At 37.0% G+C, this 17,538-nt stretch carries 17 protein-coding genes; 3 read left to right on the top strand and 14 right to left on the bottom strand.

Annotated elements, in window-relative coordinates:
• Positions 1 to 250 precede the first annotated feature (250 nt).
• The 9 genes from NYQ66_RS16160 to fliS form a co-directional block, all read right to left on the bottom strand.
• Positions 251 to 1,117 carry a YitT family protein gene (locus NYQ66_RS16160; protein ID WP_259870875.1) on the bottom strand — a complete coding sequence of 289 codons (867 nt, stop codon included), beginning with the start codon at positions 1,115 to 1,117 and terminating at the stop codon, positions 251 to 253.
• 330 nt (positions 1,118 to 1,447) lie between these two features.
• Positions 1,448 to 2,176 carry a potassium channel family protein gene (locus NYQ66_RS16155; RefSeq protein WP_259870874.1) on the bottom strand — a complete coding sequence of 243 codons (729 nt, stop codon included), beginning with the start codon at positions 2,174 to 2,176 and terminating at the stop codon, positions 1,448 to 1,450.
• Between the two features lie 263 nt (positions 2,177 to 2,439).
• Positions 2,440 to 3,541 (bottom strand): peptide chain release factor 2 gene (prfB, locus tag NYQ66_RS16150; protein ID WP_259870873.1). Its coding sequence is split into 2 segments (ribosomal slippage): positions 2,440 to 3,468 and positions 3,470 to 3,541, totalling 1,101 coding nucleotides; the frame shifts between segments, so codons are not numbered across the junction.
• Positions 3,542 to 3,612: 71 nt separating this feature from the next.
• Positions 3,613 to 6,123 carry a preprotein translocase subunit SecA gene (secA, locus tag NYQ66_RS16145; protein ID WP_259870872.1) on the bottom strand — a complete coding sequence of 837 codons (2,511 nt, stop codon included), beginning with the start codon at positions 6,121 to 6,123 and terminating at the stop codon, positions 3,613 to 3,615.
• Positions 6,124 to 6,282: 159 nt separating this feature from the next.
• A complete protein-coding gene (locus NYQ66_RS16140; protein ID WP_259870870.1) occupies positions 6,283 to 6,516 on the bottom strand; it encodes a hypothetical protein in 234 nt (77 codons plus the stop codon).
• 609 nt (positions 6,517 to 7,125) lie between these two features.
• The gene (hpf, locus tag NYQ66_RS16135) at positions 7,126 to 7,689 is read right to left on the bottom strand and encodes a ribosome hibernation-promoting factor, HPF/YfiA family (RefSeq protein ID WP_259870868.1); all 564 of its coding nucleotides are present in this window, start codon (positions 7,687 to 7,689) and stop codon (positions 7,126 to 7,128) included.
• Positions 7,690 to 7,961: 272 nt separating this feature from the next.
• The gene (locus tag NYQ66_RS16130; RefSeq protein ID WP_259870866.1) at positions 7,962 to 8,345 is read right to left on the bottom strand and encodes a hypothetical protein; all 384 of its coding nucleotides are present in this window, start codon (positions 8,343 to 8,345) and stop codon (positions 7,962 to 7,964) included.
• 8 nt (positions 8,346 to 8,353) lie between these two features.
• A complete protein-coding gene (locus NYQ66_RS16125; protein ID WP_259870864.1) occupies positions 8,354 to 8,704 on the bottom strand; it encodes a flagellar protein FliT in 351 nt (116 codons plus the stop codon).
• Entirely contained in the window at positions 8,704 to 9,102 is a 399-nt protein-coding gene (gene fliS, locus NYQ66_RS16120) for a flagellar export chaperone FliS (RefSeq protein WP_259870862.1), read from the bottom strand. The genes NYQ66_RS16125 and fliS overlap by 1 nt, the downstream gene beginning before the upstream one ends.
• 247 nt (positions 9,103 to 9,349) lie before the next feature.
• Here fliS and NYQ66_RS16115 point away from each other — a divergent pair, with 247 nt between their 5' ends.
• From NYQ66_RS16115 to NYQ66_RS16105, 3 genes are read left to right on the top strand one after another with little or no spacing between them, the layout of a single operon-like run.
• A complete protein-coding gene (locus NYQ66_RS16115; protein ID WP_259870858.1) occupies positions 9,350 to 10,822 on the top strand; it encodes a spore germination protein in 1,473 nt (490 codons plus the stop codon).
• 14 nt (positions 10,823 to 10,836) lie between these two features.
• The gene (locus NYQ66_RS16110; RefSeq protein ID WP_259870856.1) at positions 10,837 to 11,925 is read left to right on the top strand and encodes a spore germination protein; all 1,089 of its coding nucleotides are present in this window, start codon (positions 10,837 to 10,839) and stop codon (positions 11,923 to 11,925) included.
• A gap of 1 nt (position 11,926) precedes the next feature.
• Positions 11,927 to 13,054: a Ger(x)C family spore germination protein gene (locus NYQ66_RS16105; protein ID WP_259870852.1), complete on the top strand. Its 1,128-nt coding sequence runs from the start codon at positions 11,927 to 11,929 to the stop codon at positions 13,052 to 13,054.
• 168 nt (positions 13,055 to 13,222) lie between these two features.
• Here NYQ66_RS16105 and NYQ66_RS16100 read toward each other — a convergent pair whose 3' ends face one another.
• From NYQ66_RS16100 to NYQ66_RS16080, 5 genes are all read right to left on the bottom strand, one after another.
• A complete protein-coding gene (locus NYQ66_RS16100; protein WP_259870851.1) occupies positions 13,223 to 14,317 on the bottom strand; it encodes a metallophosphoesterase in 1,095 nt (364 codons plus the stop codon).
• Between the two features lie 155 nt (positions 14,318 to 14,472).
• Positions 14,473 to 14,874 (bottom strand): hypothetical protein, encoded by a 402-nt coding sequence (locus NYQ66_RS16095; RefSeq protein WP_259870849.1) that lies wholly within the window; start codon positions 14,872 to 14,874, stop codon positions 14,473 to 14,475.
• Between the two features lie 303 nt (positions 14,875 to 15,177).
• Positions 15,178 to 16,752, bottom strand: a complete 1,575-nt coding sequence (locus NYQ66_RS16090) for a flagellar hook-associated protein 2 (protein WP_259870848.1) — start codon at positions 16,750 to 16,752, stop codon at positions 15,178 to 15,180.
• A 17-nt stretch (positions 16,753 to 16,769) separates the two neighbouring features.
• Positions 16,770 to 17,156 carry a flagellar protein FlaG gene (gene flaG, locus NYQ66_RS16085; RefSeq protein ID WP_259870847.1) on the bottom strand — a complete coding sequence of 129 codons (387 nt, stop codon included), beginning with the start codon at positions 17,154 to 17,156 and terminating at the stop codon, positions 16,770 to 16,772.
• A gap of 163 nt (positions 17,157 to 17,319) precedes the next feature.
• Positions 17,320 to 17,520, bottom strand: a complete 201-nt coding sequence (locus tag NYQ66_RS16080) for a putative motility protein (RefSeq protein WP_407652107.1) — start codon at positions 17,518 to 17,520, stop codon at positions 17,320 to 17,322.
• Positions 17,521 to 17,538 lie beyond the last annotated feature (18 nt).

The raw sequence follows: 17,538 nt of genomic DNA, 5'->3' as shown, positions 1-17,538 counted from the left end.
CAAAAATTTTAGTCCTATTTTTATTACATTTATGTTTCAAACTGTGTTAACTTTTGGCACTTTTTTAAGGATTGTGTATATAAACACCCCCAATATTGATAGTGTTTCGTTAGGTTCATTTGTTTTTGGGGGTAAAAGACAGGTTCAAGTGGATGTTTTCGTGAAGAAAGGGAGGAATTACATAGAAAACCAATTCATAGTATATAAAAAACTACAAACATGATACTATTTGTAGTTTTTTGATGTCGCTTTATGTTGTTTTAAACCCTTCACCTAACACTTCCGTCGCATTCATTGCGACAACAAATGCACGGTCGTCGACACGTCTTACTATTTGTGTCACCTTACTAAATTCATTCTGTGCACATACACACATAATAATTTTTCTTGCCTCATCCGTATATCCACCTGTACCATTCAATACTGTTACACCACGATCGACATCTTCCAATAATGCACGCCTAACCTCTTCAACCTGATCGGTTATAATCATCACATTTTTGGATGTATTTAAACCAACTTGTACAAAGTCAATCGTACGACTTGTTACAAACAACCCAATTAAGGCGTAAAGCCCTTGTTCAATCGAGAATACAAAGGTCGCAGTTAAAACAATAACCCCATCAAATAGAGCGACACAAATACCTAGTGGAAGTGGAAAGAACTTGTGCAGGATTTGCGCTGCAAGGTCAATCCCACCAGTGGAGGCTTTCCCACGAAAAACAATACCAATCCCGAGACCGGCAATCATACCACCAAAAATCGCTGCTAATAATGGGTCAGGTGTTGCAGGATTCCACTCTCTCGTTAGAAAAACAAACAAAGGCAGAATGATCGTTCCGACTAGCGATTTCGCACCGAATTTTTTCCCGAGAATGATAACGCCAGCAATAAACAACGGGATATTCATTGCCCATTGTACAATGGATGGCTCCCAACCAAATACCGCCTTCGTAATCGTACTAATTCCGGCTACTCCACCAGATGCAACTTCGTTTGGTAGCAAAAACACATTAAATGCTACTGCAACAAAAAATGAACCGATCACTACTAAAACATATTCAATCGTATTCACTAGCGCGCGTGGCATTGGCTCACGTCTATATTTTGCAATCATAATAAAAAACACCTCTATATAAGTTCAATAGTCAACTTTAGGAGTATATCACTCTTATCCTGCCCAGCTCAACAGAGTTTAGCACAGTATAGTAGTGGAGGGATAAAGGTAGGAACTATGATGGCGGGCGATTCAGTGCCTTTATCTTGCGTCGTGCGCGTGGCGAGGCGGTGGATTCAGTGTCTTTCTGGTGTTATTCAGTGAGATCGACACATGATTCAGGATCTTTCATCCATTATTCAGTTTGTTATCCTAATAATTCAGTAACTTTAGCTCATAATTCAGTATCTCCTGTTTATTCTTCCACAGAAAAAAGCCTGAAAGTGAATTTCAGGCTTTCGACTTATGTAGATCAGTAGCTTCACTTTTCATTTTTTCCAAATGACGAACCATTAAATCATAATCATCGCTAGAAAGATCAGGGTACTTCTCTAACTTTGTTTTAACAAATTCCAATTCATCGGGCAGTTCCTCCGATTGATTTTTCTTCGTAAAGAAGGATGCCACAGTTCCGGTTACTACACCCAAAACACCAATTCCAACAATCATGAGGAAAGTCGCTATGATTCTACCAATTGCAGTTTCTGGATAAAAATCGCCATATCCGACAGTCGTGGTTGTTACAATCACCCACCAAAACGTATCTCCGTAGCTTTCGAAACTTGGTTCGATTGACCGCATTGGAATAGCCACAATAAACATCATGACAATGACTAGCGTAAAAAACCGATCGATATTATAGTTTTGAAAAAGCTGATCTAGTATAGATACTCTGCGCCTAAAAATAGCTAATAGACGAATGACCCGTACTAATCGAACAAGCCTTGCAGCTTTAAAGATTTGATCTAATGGAATAATCGCAATTAAATCAAGCGGGTTGCTTTTTACAAATTGCCATTTCTTTTCTGCCATCGAAAATCTAACGACATAATCTATAACAAAAAGCATCCAAATGAACCAATCCAATACTTGTTGGTGTTCGATATCTACAACAAGTGAAAAGATTACGAGTCCCGCTAATGTTAATTCATAAATCATACCAAATTTCTTGAATTTCATGGTTCATCGCTCCATTAAGGAAGTTTTCACCATATCATTTTATCATAAGACTCTAGCAAGAATGACTACATGATGATTTTTTATAGGAGGTAATTCAGTTACTTTCAAGTGTTATTCAGTGAAATCGACACCTGATTCAGGGTCTTACATCTATTATTCAGTAAGTTTTCCTAATAATTCAGTGACTTTAGCACATAAATCAGTATCTCCTGATTATTGCTGCATAGAAAAAGCTCTCTTCCCAAAAGAAGAGAGCTTCCTTATTAATTCATCTGTGAACGTAAATATGCATCAATAAACGGATCTAGATCCCCGTCCATTACACCTTGTGTATTTCCAACTTCATGGTTGGTGCGGTGATCTTTTACCATCGAGTATGGGTGGAACACATAAGAACGAATCTGGCTACCCCAGCCGATCTCTTTTTGCTCACCACGGATGTCATTTAATTCTTGCTGTTGCCTTTCGATTTCTAATTGATATAGTTTTGCTTTTAACATCTTCATCGCTTGTTCACGGTTCTTGATTTGTGAACGCTCGGATTGACATGTAACGACCGAGTTGGTTGGTATATGTGTGATACGAACTGCAGAGTCAGTTGTGTTAATGTGTTGTCCACCTGCACCACTTGCTCGATACGTATCAATCTTAATGTCTTCTGTTCTAATTTCAATATCGATGTCATCATCCAATTCCGGCATTACTTCACACGACACAAATGACGTATGACGACGACCTGACGAGTCAAAAGGCGAAATACGAACCAAGCGGTGTACCCCTTTTTCAGCCTTTAAATAACCGTATGCATTGTGACCTTTGATCAACAACGTAACACTCTTCACACCAGCTTCTTCACCAGGCAGATAATCCATTGTTTCCACTTTAAAGTTCTTCGACTCTGCCCAACGAGTGTACATACGAAGTAACATGCTCGCCCAGTCTTGTGACTCGGTACCACCAGCACCAGGGTGAAGCTCTAGAATTGCATTGTTTTTATCATATGGCTCACTCAATAACATAAACAATTCAAACTCGTTTAACGCAGCCGTTAGCTCACTTACCTCTGATTCTAGTTCCTCACGAAGATCTGCATCGTCTTCTTCTTTTACTAGCTCGTAGGACACTTCCAAATTCTCGTGGTTCTCTACATGTTGATCATAGGTATGCACGAGATCTTTTAAACCATTTACTTCATTAATTACTTTTTGTGCTTCTTGTTGATCGTCCCAAAAAGTAGGGTCTGACATTACTTCTTCTAGTTCAGCAATACGGGCTCTCTTTTCCTCTAAGTCAAAGAGACCCCCTAAAGTCCGCTAAACGTTTAGCCATACTTTCTAACTCATGTCTTATTTCTGCTAATTCCATTTATTTCACCTCATATGATTTGTTCCGTACAGATGGGAAGACACTTCCAAGGAGGAAGTGTCTTCAAAACCTTAACGTCCGTGACATTGTTTATATTTTTTACCACTACCACATGGACATGGATCATTTCGACCTACGTTTTCTGATTTCACAAATGGTCGTTTTACTTTTTCTTTCTTCCCGTCTCCACCGGAAACAGCTTTTGCATCTTTCACTACTTCTTCACGTTTCAGGTTTTCACGAATTTGAGCTTTCATCACATAACGAGCTACTTCTTCGTTAATAGAGTCTACCATTGCCTCAAACATCGCGAAACCTTCCATTTGGTATTCGCGTAGTGGATCATTTTGTCCATAAGCACGAAGGTGAATACCTTGGCGCAATTGATCCATTTGGTCAATGTGGTCCATCCATTTCGTATCCACTGTACGAAGTAGGATAACTTTTTCAAATTCACGCATTTGCTCGGAAGACATTTCTTCTTCTTTTTGATCGTATTTCTTTTTGATCTTCTCCGTGATCAAATCGATCATTTCTTGTGGCTCTTTGCCTTTTAGATCCTCTTCAGAAATATGCTCTTGCTCTAATAAGTTCGCATGCAAGTACTCGATAAGTGCTTGCGTATTCCATTTTTCTTCATCATCTTCTGCCGTATGCGTAGATACAACACTCTCGACAGTCGTCTGAATCATTTGTTCTATGATATCACGTAGGTTATCAGAATCGATCACGTCAAAACGTTGCTTGTAGATAATTTCACGTTGTTGACGTAAAACATCATCATAAGAAAGAATTGTTTTACGCGCATCAAAGTTATTACCTTCCACACGTTTTTGTGCTGATTCTACTGCACGAGAAACCATTTTACTTTCGATTGGTTGCGAATCATCCATGCCAAGACGATCCATCATTGCTTTCATGTTGTCAGAACCGAAGCGGCGCATCAGTTCATCTTCCATGGATAGGTAGAACTGCGTCACACCCGGATCCCCTTGACGACCAGAACGTCCACGTAACTGATTATCAATACGGCGTGATTCATGACGCTCGGTACCAACTACCGCAAGACCACCAAGCTCTTTCACACCGTCGCCAAGTTTAATGTCTGTACCACGACCAGCCATGTTTGTTGCGATTGTTACGGAACCACGTTGGCCAGCATCTTCAATGATTTCTGCTTCACGGTAGTGGTTTTTCGCGTTTAAGACATTGTGCTTCACACCCGCACGTTTTAATAACGTAGAAATCAATTCAGATGTTTCAACAGCAACCGTACCAACAAGTACCGGTTGCCCCTTTTCATTACGTTGTTTGATCTCATCTACAACGGCTTTGAATTTACCTTCCATTGTCTTATAAATGAGATCAGCCTTATCATCACGGACAATCTCACGGTTCGTAGGAATCGCGATAACATCCATATTATAGATATTGCGGAATTCTTCTTCTTCCGTTTTCGCCGTACCAGTCATACCAGCAAGCTTTTCATACATACGGAAAAAGTTCTGGAACGTAATCGATGCTAAGGTCATGCTTTCATTTTGAATTTGCAAGCCTTCCTTCGCTTCAATTGCTTGGTGCAATCCATCACTGTAACGACGACCTTTCATAAGACGACCCGTAAATTGGTCAACAATCACTACTTGGTCCTCTTCTACAACATAATCTGTATCACGGTGCATCGATACATGCGCTTTTAACGCCTGATTAATATGGTGCGTTAACGTTACATTATTTAAATCAAATAAATTTTCGATGCCAAAAGACCGTTCCGCTTTATTAATACCTTCTTCGGTAAGCTGTACGCCTTTTGTCTTCTCATCATATGTGTAATCTTCATCGTTTTTCAGCATGCGAACAAAAGAGTTTGCTTGCTGATAAAGACTCGCAGATTTCTTTGCAGACCCAGATATAATTAATGGTGTTCTCGCTTCATCAATTAAAATCGAGTCAACCTCATCAATAATCGCAAAATGTAATGGACGTTGTACCATTTGTTCTTTGTACAACACCATGTTGTCACGCAAGTAATCAAAGCCAAATTCATTGTTTGTACCATATGTGATATCTGCTAAATACGCAGCTCTTTTTTCCTCTTTTGTCATGCTATTGCTATTCATGCCCACCGTTAAGCCAAGGAATTCGTATAGCTTGCCCATTTCGCGCGCATCACGATCCGCTAGGTATTCGTTGACGGTAATAACATGTATACCTTTACCAGTTAACGCATTTAAATAAGCTGGCATTGTTGAAGCTAATGTTTTACCTTCCCCTGTTTTCATCTCTGCAATGTTACCTTCATGCAAGGCAACCGCACCTTGTAATTGGACAGGGAATGGGCGCATGTTAAGTACGCGTTTTGCTGCTTCACGAACAACCGCATATGCTTCAACCATTAAATCATCAAGCGTTTCACCGTCTTGATAACGTTTTTTAAATTCCTCTGTTTTACTCTTTAGTTGTTCATCTGATAGCTTTTCCATATCGGCTTCCAGCGCTTCAATTTGGTCTACGTACGTTTGCAAACCCTTCAATTGACGTTGGTTACCATCCCCAAAGACTTTCTTTAGTAATCCACGCATAATAAACGCTCCTCTATTGTTAAGAAAACTTTTGGTACTTAAATTTAATTATAATTGTAATTACATAACCATTCTTAATAATAACACTAGGGACTAGCAATGACAAGAAATCGTGCTAGTATGTAAGAACGATAAAAAATAAGTAGCCAAGGGGACCAGCTACTTATTTTTTTGGAACGTATTCGGGGAGATTGGAGGTACTCGATGCGAAGAGTTAGAAAAATAAAAGGGTGTCTGATCCATAGCAATTTGCTCAAGCTTTGCCTGTCTCCTGCTTAATTCCGTAATTTTTTTATTATTAATTGCAATAATCGCTAAAAGCTGCGTAATCGTATGTTCATGTTGTTCTAGCTTCTGATGGATCAAATCAATTCCCAACTCATCACTTTTCAAAAGAATACGCCCCCTCTTGAGGATATCTAACACTTTTATATCATGTTTATTAAAATGGCGCGAATCACTATATTTAGCTTATTTGCTTTGTCGAATAATGGAAAACATCATATTGGTAGTGGGAAATTCAATTATATCTATAGGATTGGTTTACAATACATAATTTTCCATGTTTTATAAATTTATTTTTTTACATGATGGAAAATGCATCGTTTTCGGGAGGCGACGATGTGATAGATATGTAAATAAGGGATCCCATATCCGCTAAAATATCTAAGGTGATCTTGGCGGTCATGAGATCCGTTATTGAACTAAAATCCAAGATTATACGATTTTGGCGGCCACCAGATCCGTTATTTTGCCTAATTGCATTGATTTAGATGACAGTATGTTAAAATAGCGTACTGTATGACCGCTTAGATTCAAAATTGGATTAAAATGGGGAAATAAGGGATCTCATGACCGCTTGCGTTGTACAGACTCCTTATCTTTCTGTTACGCCGCAGTATATACAAATTTACCGCATACACAACATATTTCAAAAAGAACCAGAAATAATAAAAAGGTGATACCACTAGTAGTGGAATCACCTTGATTTAAGTACTCGAGTTAGCTTGGTTCAATTAAACCATAACGCCCGTCTTTTCGACGATAAACAACGTTTGTATTACCAGAGACCGCATTTGTAAATACATAGAATGCGTGCCCTAACATATCCATTTGTAGAATTGCTTCCTCAGAATCCATTGGTTTAAGATCGAATCGTTTATTACGAACAATCTCGAAACCATCCTCATCTTCTAAAGCTTCTGCTTCCCTCTGTAAAAATGCTTCTTTTTCCATTTCAGCAAATACGTGTTTCGGTGCACCATTTTGTCGAACTTTACGATTTATTTTCGTTTTATATTTTCTAATTTGTCGCTCTAGTTTATCTACTACAAGGTCGATGGCAGCATATAAATCTGTATGATTCTCCTCTGCACGAAGTAAAAGATCTGTCATTGGAATAGTTACCTCGATTTGCTGTTCATCATTATAGACACTTATATTTACGTTCACATCTGATGTTGGCGTAGTATCAAAGTAGCGCTCTAGTTTCCCTACTTTTTTCTCGATGTACTCCTTGATTGGACTTGTTACCTCAACATTCTCTCCTCGGATGTTATATTTCATAATATAGTGTCCTCCTTTCATCCTTATGTATAGTATATTTCTAGAATACCCTGTCCGATTCCTGCCTAAACAAAGATTTTTTATACTTTGTCAACGATTCGGACACAAATTTGTCAGAACCTTTACTGTTTTTACATCTAGTTAACACACAAAGAATTTTGTCGATTGATATAAAGATATAATATGACAAAAAGTGATGTTTTTTGGAAAGGAAGAATGCTTATCTATTATTAAGTCCGAAAAACCCCAACTTCTGAAGTTGGGGTTTTTATTTAATGCGTGATATAAGGTTTTAAAAATTGGTCCGTATTGTTTTTCCATTCATCAAAAGCAGGTAGAACTTTATCTGTTAATAATTGTTGCTTCGCTTGATTGGAATCAACCTTAAACCAAAGCGTTAGATCTTCAACTACTGACTTATACTGTTCTACTAGCTCAACAACTTTAGGATGATCATTAAATATGATCAACATCTGACTGTGAACCTTGTTAATTTGCTCAAAAGCTACAAGTAAATCCTGAAACACCTGTGACACTTGTGGTGGTGCTTCTTCTGTTAGGTTTGCTTGTATGTAACTTAAGCCTTCACGCATGCCTGACAGTAACTCCTTGTATTGCGTTAACATGTAATGTTGTTCTTCATTTAATTCCGTCAAAAAATCACCTATTTCTTATGGTCTAAAAACATACCGTCGTAGTTAGATAGGTTTTTGTATGGGTTTGTATATTTCGTATTGCTAGATTTCTTCTTTTTCATGGTAGCCATATCTTTCTTTATTTCGAAAAATACAGATTGAAGCTTATCATCGATTTCTTGATTGATTGGGAGTAAGTGTCTTCCAATCTGTTTTTCTGCATCCGTGTAGGGTGGCTTCACTTCTTTTAATATTTCTTCACGCTCTTGTAACAAATGATTAATTTTCTCAATTTTCTCTTCGCGTTGGTCTTCGCTGTCTTTTGCGACTGCTTCATGTAATCGGATCGTTACTTCATGAAGTTTTTTCATTCGACTCATTAGAAATTTGCACCTTGTCCATATTGTTTTTGACGAGATAGCTTAATAACCTCTTTCCATGTGTCACGGAATTCAGTCACTAATCCTTCCGCTTCATCAAGAAAAGCAACATCATTTTTTAAGTTCGCATCCATCAATTGGCGATTAATGAAGTCATATAATGGCATGATTTCTTGTGCAATCGGTGCGTTTTGGTCCATCGTTATCATTAACTCTTGGATGATCTTTTGTGCTTTTTGGATGTTAGTATTTTTCTGTTCATAATTCTTTGCTTCGATATCACGTTTTGCTTGTTTGATAAACTTGAGACAACCATTGTATAGCATTAACGTTAATTCTCCAGGTGACGCAGTGTTCACAGAATTATTCTTGTATGTCTGATACTGTTGGTATGACATTGGTTAGGACACTCCTTTTAATATTGCATATATCTATAAAATGAAAATTCTAAAGTCAGATAGACACACATCTATGTATGTTACTTTTTATATCGGATAAATCATGTCATTTGTTAAGGAATCATGTCAATTTTTAGGGTGACCATAAAATTTAGATGCAGTGCCTGTCCCTCTGTCCCACGATGAATAGTTATGTAGGTTATTGTAAAACTTATATTTAAGTCACGTCTGGATGGAGGTATATGATTTGAGTTTTTTTCGCTTTTTACTTAAAGATAAGCAAGAGAATAGCCAGCGTGAATCAACTATACATAAGCAAAAACAAAAGCCTACACTTGAAGCAATTAAACAGGAATTTAGTAACTGTGATGATTTAGTTGAACAATCCTTCGATCAAATTGGCATCACTATTTTATTTTTCGGCCATTTAATTGAGCCAAATATGTTTAATCGGGATATAGTGGAACCTTTAACTTCGATTCGATCAGAAGAATTTCATTCATTAATGGAAAGAAAACAATATCAAAAAGTGAAAACAAGTGATGATACTGTACAAGCTATATTAAAAGGTTATGTAGCTATTTTTGATAAAAAAGAAACCTATATTGTGAATGCTTTTGGTCCAAAAGAAAGGTCGATCTCACAGTCAGAAACAGAAAGTATAATCACTGGTGCACATGATTCATTTGTTGAGTCTATGAATACAAATATATCTTTAATTAGAAGAAGGCTCAACACACCAAAATTAAAAGTGAAGAAATTTGCAATAGGAGACCTGTCCAATACCTCTGTTTTTCTTTTATATATTGAAGACATCGTCAATCCTGATTTGTTAAAAGAATTAGAGAACAGGATCTCTAATGTAAAAACAGATATCGTTGCGGATAGTAGTATGTTTGTACAATTAATTGATAATAGTCCACACTCCGTATTCCCTCAATTTTTCACAACAGAACGTCCAGATGTGGTAGTAAATAAATTGGCCTCTGGAAAAATCGCAGGACTAACGGATCACAGTCCAAATGCATTTACTACACCTACAAACTTCTTTGAGTTCTTTGAATCTCCGGATGATAACAACCAACGTTGGATTGTAGGGACATTAGTCAAATGGATGCGCTATGTCGCTTTTATCGTTACCTTATGTTTTACTGCCTTATACGTTTCTGCTACAACGTATAGCTATGAAATTATTCCACAAACGATTTTAATGTCGCTAGCAGAGTCTCGGGACAGAGTACCATTTCCACCTTTAGTGGAGGCATTAATTCTAGAAATAGCCTTAGAGTTATTAAGGGAAGCAGGGGTAAGATTACCGACTAAAATCGGCCAAACGATCGGTATTGTTGGGGGTATCGTTATTGGACAAGCAGCTGTTGATGCGGGATTAGTAAGTAATACCCTAATTATTGTAGTAGCGATTTCTGCAATCTCATCATTTGTTATACCAAATTATATATTAAGTGCCACACTACGGATCGCACGGTTTATGTTAATTATTTTGGCAGGGGCATTTGGAAACTTTGGCTTAGTTGTTGGCTTGGTCTTATTAATTATCCATCTCGGAAGTCTAACCAACCTTGGAACACCATATGTGAATCCAGTTGCACCAATGCATCCTAAGGACTTGTTGTTATACTTTATACGCCCACCACATGGCATGAAAAAGTATCGACCTACACAATCAATCTCTCCGGAGCCGGATAAACGTCAAAAATAGGAGGAGGTGTTGGCTTGAAAGAGAAAATTCACCCGTTCCACCTTGGAATAATACTGTATATGAATCAAGTTGGCATAGGTTTATTTACGATGCCACGTTTAGTTGCAGAAACATATGGAACAAACGGATGGATTGCCTTACTAGGCCACTACTTCATTGCAGCCATAAACATTTTACTTATCTATCTTGTATTTAAATGGAGCAAAGGGCAATCCATCTTTGAAAGCTTAGAAAAAGTAATCCCTAAATTCCTCCTGTTCCCTATCTATTTATTTTTAATTGCCCAATGGAGCTTTCTAGGCGTTATACTTGCTCGATATTACGTTCAAATATTACAAATCAACAACTTTCAAACAACCAATGCCTATCCATTTATCATTATCATCTTAATTTTAACATTTCTGCTTGTAATGAAAGGGATATACAATATATCAAAAGTGACAACATTACTTTTTTTCTTTGTTATTTGGATTGTGTTTTTAGGCTTTTGGCTCATACCAGTATGGGACGCGATCAATTTTACGACATTCATCTTTAAAGGGAGTTCTGAAAATCTAATCGAGGGGTCTATTAATTTATACAGTTCTTTTCTTGGATACGAACTTATACTACTGTTTCTCCCCTATTTAGATACAAAGCGAAAAAATTTTACTGGAGTTTTTTTCGGTCATTCATTGACGTTGCTGATCTATATATACACGTGTATCATGTGTTTTGGTTTTTATAGTTTCGGCCAACTCTTAGAAACGTTATATCCAACACTCGTATTATTCGAATTTATCGAATTTAATTTTATTGAGAGAATTGATGCCTTAGTTTTTCCATTCTTTCTGAGTAACATTATAGTTACAACTACCATTTACTTTTGGTCAGCATTAGAAGTATCCAGTCGTGTGTTGCCAATGATTAAAACGAAGTGGTTATTAATATTTCTTATGGTCGTGGCAACCCTCGCAACGTTAAAGGTAGATATCATAAGAGCTATTGAAGCGTGGATATACAAACTTACCATTCTAGAGATTAGTGTAGCTTTCGGACTTCCACTTTTAGTATTACTCGTATTATTCGTAGGAAAAATAAAAAACAAAAAAGGAACGATCTAACATGCATGTATTTGTTAAGATAGTAGCTGTTATTTTCTTCGTTACACTTATTACAGGCTGTACGGATAAACGAATCATTGAAGAGATTGCTTTTATCAATCTAATGGGACTTGATTTAGTTAATAAAGAAGACTATGAAAAGAACAGACACTTGTTAGTAACCGCGTCGATTCCACAAATTGATCCAGCGGCCGAAGCCAAACGGGAATTGATATTCACCAATGCAAAGAGTGATAAGGAGGCTATGTTAAATTTATCAAGAAAAACAAATCGAACGATTGTAAGTGGTAAGATAAAAGTTATATTATTCGGACTAGACCTTGCGAAAAATGGTTTAAATGAAAACTTGGATACTTTCGAAAGAGACCCTATCTTTGGAAGACAAGTAAAGATTGTGATTGCAAATGGCTTAGCACATGACGTGATGAAACCTGAATTCGCAGAAAAACCAAGACCCAGCACATACATTGATAAGCTAATAGAAAAAGAAACAAAGATGAACTCCATTCCTGAAGCGCTTTTATTTCAGTTTCAACGTGATGTAGCTGACGATGGTAAAGATCCTGCAGCACCGATGATTACCTATGCAGATAATGAAGTGAAAATTGACGGCATTGCCTTGTTCCAGAATGACAAATATATCACCAAATTAGAACCAGATATGTCTCGTTATTTTTTCTTCTTAAATGGAGATTTTAGTGCAGGTGCGATTAATTTAAGTTTTGAGGAAAAGGGCAAAGAAAGCCCCGTCCAATTTATGTATAGTGCGTTAAAAAATAGCAGAGACATACAGGTGAAGGTAAACAAACAAGAAGAAATAGACGTTACGCTTACGGTGAATATAGTAGGCTCCGCATTAGAGTACAACGGCAACATGGACTTAGGAAAAGCGGAGGATCAACTATACTTAGAGAAGAAAATAGAAGAAAACATCGAAAAAAAATCAATAGAAATCATTAAGACCCTTCAAACCAATAAGGTAGATTCACTTGGTTTAGGTAGGTATGTTCGAAATAAATTAGCCTACGAAAAGTGGAAAAGCATGGATTGGCAGAACGAAGTGTATCCGAATATAAACATTCATGTGGAAGTAGATGCTAAGATTAAGGATTATGGGTTGAGGACGTAAAAAGACTTTTAAAAGAATGAAGAAAGTGCTCCTCTAAGCAAGCGGAGCACTTTCTGAATCATTTTTAACCGGCTTTGTAGCAAGGAACGAAAAACCACACCTAAACTTATAAAAGTAATGAACTCATAGATTTAGAGAGTTCATTACTTCATCGTTTTCAAAACAACTTTACTCCAATATGTCACTGGCTATCCATCCAACAACGCCATCTTTTTTCACCAAGGTATAGCCACTACAAGTAGCATCAAAAACAGACACCGTATCTCCCTTATTAACACTTAATTGTGAACAGGATATACCTCCACTGACCATATCTATGCCCGCATCATTTTTATAAAGGTATTCATTTTTAACATAGATTATATGATTGTAATTTTCATATTTACATAAGGTAAAGTGTTGTCGCTTTTCCATTGGAGTGACCTCAAAATTAGGGTAAGAGATTGTTCCAACCATTTCTGGATCTGCCATGAAGTCCTCTCTTACTTTACGAATTGGTAAGTAATCGACATAGGTATGCGTAAAGCGATCTTCCCCTTCTAAACGCTCTATGATAAACGCATTTAGTTGGCCATCTGACTTTATGACATTCCCGCCATCTATACTTATGACTTTTTTCTTGTGATCGATGATTGGATTGTGACAAGGAAGATCGACAGCGTAATTGACGACAGGCCAATGCCCAACGATGACATATTTGTCGGAAAGATGTTCTTTTTCTAAAAATGAAGGTATCGTAAGTGCAGTTTCACGCTCCGTCTCTTGCCAGTTGTTTAATTTTTCTAAGCCCGCATGGACGACTATGTATTGATCCAACTCTATAGCTGTTGGTAATGCTGTTAACCATTTAATTTCCTCAGCATAGTTCGAGATTATGATCTCTTTCACCTGTTGGATAGACGCATCTTCATGTACCGTATAGTTTTGCTCTGCAAGCCATTCGTTAAAAACCGAGTGCTTTCTAGCACATAAGTAGTTGATCAATTTGGGATTTTCATTCATGAGTTCCTCTATTAATGCTTCACAATTTCCTTCCGTTACGTGTACTTGTGGATTGGATTTAGTCAGTTCCATAACATAACGAATTACTTCCTTACTATTCGATCCTTTCTCACAAAGATCACCATTGATGATTAGATGATCATGTTCATTAAAATTAACTTTTTTTAACAAACTTTTTAAAAGGTCAATCTCTCCATGGATATCTGATGTAACGATTATTCTAGCATTACTAGGTATAGAGAGTTGTTTAATTTTCTCCAATAGTGACACTCCTTTGTAGAAATTCTTCTGTTGGTATAATGCATTTAATCTATTTTACACTACAATTAGAAGTTTTTTAAAAATTGCAGATGAATTATCGAGTGAAAATAAAAGCACACTACTCTTATGAGAAGCAGTGTGCAGTCGCTATTTTGTCATATACAATCTTTGCAATTCCCATCCACATCAATAAATGTAGTGAATTCCTCACAATTTTTACAATGTTGAGTTGTTTTTGGAAATAGCCCCATCGCCTCAAAATCCTTTTCTTCAAGTTCTTCAAATCGACAATTTAACGGATGTTCTAAATAATTCTCATGTTTGGTTATAGCCACAATATCAACACCCTCGGCACTCCACGGTAACACGGCAATGTGCAACTCGTGTTTAGCTGCAGTCCTTGGAAATTCAGACTTTAACTGATTATGGTCCTTAAACATGTAAGTAGTAAACGACACTTCCGCGTGCCAAGTATTTTTAATAATAGAAAACTGCTCTCTCCATTTATCTTCTGGAATAATGACTTCTTTTTTCTTTTTGAATAAGGTTGCTAGCACTAGACTGTTCCTCCTGCATTTGCTTCTAAGATTTCTAGAATGAGTTCTATTAAAATGAATATACCCCTTATATCGGTAGGATTTGTGGAGGATAAATAGCAAAATGCTAGATTGTAAATTTAAGTAAAATACTCCTAACCCACCTTAGGAAAATAGTTGTAGAAAACAAGAGGCATAGATGTGAAAATTAGAACAATTGGTGTGAGTGGGCAATTTTTAATGCAGCTGCTAAGCCCTTATATTACAATTAAGAAAAATGCCACCAAAATATATTTGGTGGCATTAACTATGAAGCATTCTTGATTAAAAACTAAATTGTTGCATCAGATAATTAGACTGGTTATTCATCTGTTGGATAGCTTTTTCCATCTCAGTAAATTGACGCCAGTAGCGATCCTCTGTACGTCTTAAACGATCTTCGAATGCACTAATACGATCGTCTATATTATCTAGATTTCTACCAATCGTGTATTGCTGCAGTGTGGAAGTAGTTTTACCTGCACGTGATTCAATGTTTTTCATTGTTGCATTCATTGAATCTTCTAGTCGATTGATAATTCCACGGCCAGAGCCCTCGACATTGTTTGAAAAAAGCTTATGTACAGATCCTGGATCGTCCTGTAACGCTTTCTTAAGTTCATCTTCATTAACTTCTAGCTTCCCACGCTCTAAATAATTCGAGGAGGTTGTTATTCCAATCTGTGATAAGTGCGTGAAATTCCCATCGTTTTCAACCGTTCCATACCATCCTTGTCTCATGCTATTTAAGCCACTAGATAGGATGCTCTCACCTTTTAAAGTCCCACTTCTCGCTTTTTCTTCCCATTTCTCGATCTCATCTTCAGACATTTCATCTTTCTGTGCTTGTGTTAGGGGTTTAAAGTCTCTAAAACGTTCTTCGGTTAATGAGGCATTTACCTTTTCAATTGTTTCATTGTATTTATTGACAAAATCCATTATCTTATCAAAAGAAGCATCAACATCATTAGTCACTGAGACATAAGCTGGCGTTCCATTCGTTTTACTATTAAATTGAAACGATATATCATTTAAGGTATAGGAGTTTGTTTTGGATGTAAGTTCAATGCCGTTATATTTAAATGCAGCATCTGTACCGCCAGATTCAGCTAAAACAGTACTATCATTGTCATCTGTCATCTGAAGGCCTAGCGTTTCCAAAAAACTTGACGAGCCATCTGGCTCACCAAAAACGATTTCAGCACCGTAATACTTATCCGCTGCTTCGGATGTATTAAAATCCCCTGATTTTGTTCGTTCTAAGAAAACTCGATCACTTTGGATATCATAAGAAGCTCTAATTTCATTTCCAGTTTCCGTGCCAATCTTTTTTAAGATACTGTTAAGAGAATCGTCTGGTCCATAAGAGATCGATACTGGTACTTCTTCTCCTTCTTCATCGAAATAAGATATAGTAAAACTACCGGAAGTAGAAAAATTAGGATCAGCAAATGTTTGCTCACTTAGCTTACCATTAGGATTAATTTTTTCTTCACCAGAAATACCATTCTGACTCACATTAATTGCTGATGTTGCAAGCTCATCCACCTCAATATTATACGAACCACTAGAAGCACTAGCAGTTGCTACTGCAGTTACAGCCCCAGATTGAGATGATGTTGTTGTTTTTGAATTATAGGTTCTCTCTAGCTTCATATCTAACACTTTACTATCTAAATCAAAAAATGACTTATTTACATCGCGAAAAGAATCACGTTGCCATTCCATCCATGTTTTGTCTTGTTCAAGCTTATCAAGCGGCAAACGCTCAGCAGCCATTAGATCTTTCACCATTGTTTCTGTATCCATACCCGAGGCAAGACCAGATATTCGATTGGACGTATTTACGCTATATGCCATTTAAAACACCTCTCAAATTACACTTTTTCGTCCACTATAAATCCCATTAATTCAGCCATAGAAGCATACACATCAAGAAGCTTTTTCGGGGGAATTTCTTTGATTATTTCTTTCGATTCAGGGTCAACTATTGTGACATAATATCTTTCAAGTTTTTCATGAAACTCAAACTTTAGATTTGTGTAGGTTGGTTCTAAGAATTTATTCAGACTATCTACAAGACTTTTTACTTCTTCTTTATTAGGTTCCTCAACAGTCTTATAATTTTGATTCTTTTTCTCTGACGTTTGATACAACTCTGTTTGTTGTTCATTTACGGATCGTTCTCTTGCGGATGTCGATAACTCGATGTTTTCAGCCCTTTGCAGGAGTTGGGATCCAGAAATAATTTTCCCAACGTTCATGGCTTTTGCCATCTCCTCTTATGTAGTTTCTTTTTATATCGGTTAATTTGGGTAGATTGTGAATAGAGATTGTGCATTTTATCGTAAAAAGAGTAAAATGCTCCTATTGTCTTATGATCGACAGGAGCATTTTAGTTGGTGTCTATATGTAGTTCTTACTCATCTAACCTTTCAAATCAATATTTCCGCCTAAATGAGGTTGTGCTATTTGTTGTAATGCTTGAGCATTTCCATCGCTCATCATTTTATTAATAAAATCCGCACTACCTTCTGACTGATCCATCGCTCTTTTCATAACGGACAGGGACGCTTGTTGCTGGACTTGACTCTGACTTAATGTCATTGACATTTGTGCGATATCGATACTAACACCACCTTATGT

The sequence above is a fragment of the Aquibacillus koreensis genome, from assembly GCF_025154055.1.
GTDB classification, from domain to species: Bacteria; Bacillota; Bacilli; order Bacillales; family Amphibacillaceae; genus Aquibacillus_C; species Aquibacillus_C koreensis.
The sequence above is the reverse complement of the archived record's forward strand: the minus strand, read 5'-3'. Positions and strand labels throughout refer to the sequence as shown.